Below are 515 nucleotides of genomic sequence, written 5' to 3'. Positions count from 1 at the left end.
CGGGGTGATTTCCACGGCGATGCGCTGCATCGCCTGCTCGAAGCCGTCCAGCTGGCTGAGCATCAGTTCGGCGTCGCGCTCGGCCAGGGCCTGGCGGCTGCGTTGCAGCCAGTCGAGGTAGTGCGGCAGCTCCACGCTGCAATGCCAGGTCAGGTGCTGCTGCAGCCTGGGTTCCAGCCAGGCGCTCTGCTCGCTGCTCAGCTCGACGTAGTCGCCCAGTTTCCAGGGGATGATCCAGTCCAGGTTGCGGTAGGCCAGGCCGGCACGGCTGCAGGCGCCGAGCGCAACGGTGAGGGCGAGCAACAGCAGCAGGGACTTGCGCATGAGCGGGGTCCGCCTGGGTAGAGTCGTTGAGACTAATACGCGGCGAAGCGGATGCAAGAGGGCGGACATATCCGCTAAACAGTTCGCTGGCCGGCAGGTGCGCGCGCGTTGCAGGCCTGTCGTCCAGGCATGAAAAAACCGCCCCGGAGGGCGGTTTCGGGTACGGCAGTCCGGCTCAGCCGCCGAGGTAG

1 protein-coding gene is annotated in these 515 nt (G+C 66.8%); it reads right to left on the bottom strand.

The features are described 5' to 3' along the window. The coding region (locus J0A65_RS25535; RefSeq protein WP_232850156.1) for a DUF6279 family lipoprotein at nucleotides 1–324 on the bottom strand (324 nt) is incomplete at its 3' end. Nucleotides 325–515 lie beyond the last annotated feature (191 nt).

This window comes from Bowmanella yangjiangensis, assembly GCF_017255015.1.
Taxonomy (GTDB): Bacteria; Pseudomonadota; Gammaproteobacteria; order Enterobacterales; family Alteromonadaceae; genus Bowmanella; species Bowmanella yangjiangensis.
The sequence above is the reverse complement of the archived record's forward strand: the minus strand, read 5'-3'. Positions and strand labels throughout refer to the sequence as shown.